The organism is Ruegeria sp. AG7 (assembly GCF_056541545.1).
This window is the reverse complement of sequence record NZ_JBQFYP010000059.1, coordinates 1-584: the sequence shown is the minus strand read 5'-3', so window position 1 is coordinate 584 and position 584 is coordinate 1. Positions and strand designations below refer to the sequence as shown.

1 pseudogene is annotated in these 584 nt (G+C 54.1%); it reads right to left on the bottom strand.

The window, feature by feature from the left end:
* A pseudogene (locus ACR0BF_RS20355) lies at positions 1-499 on the bottom strand (transposase); the annotation flags it as partial.
* Between the last annotated feature and the right edge of the window lie 85 nt (positions 500-584).

Below are 584 nucleotides of genomic sequence, written 5' to 3'. Positions count from 1 at the left end.
CAGCGCGCATACCAATCGTAGTAGGTACTGCTGGGGATGCCGAGCATCGCCAGCGTTTGCTTCACCGACAAATGCGAGGCTTCCACAGTGCGGATGATCTCAAGCTTCTCGGAGGCGGGATATCTCATGCGTCGTCCTCCCCATCCCCGATCATGCTTTTTTTGAGCAATCTGTTCTCAAGAGTCAGCTCCGCGACGACCTCTTTCAAGGCTGCGGATTCCGACCGTAGTTCCTTAACCTGAGGTGATGTCGCCTGTCGTGCTGTATCACCCGCCAGACGGTTCTTCCCAGCTTCAAGGAATTCCTTCGACCAGGAATAATACAGGCTCTCGGCAATCCCCTCACGGCGGCAAAGCGCAGCGATACTCTCTTCACCACGCAGCCCTGCCAACACGACCCTGATCTTCTCTTCAGCAGAGTAATGCTTGCGTGTCTTGCGTTTGATGCCTCGGACCAGCTTGTCAGCCGCATCCTTTGATGTTCCGGATTTCTTATTCATCTTCGCTCCATAATGGCTTCGATGAACCAGAAATCCTCCGTTGCTCAAACCCCTAAATCTGTCCGGTAGGCGCTGACGTCAGACA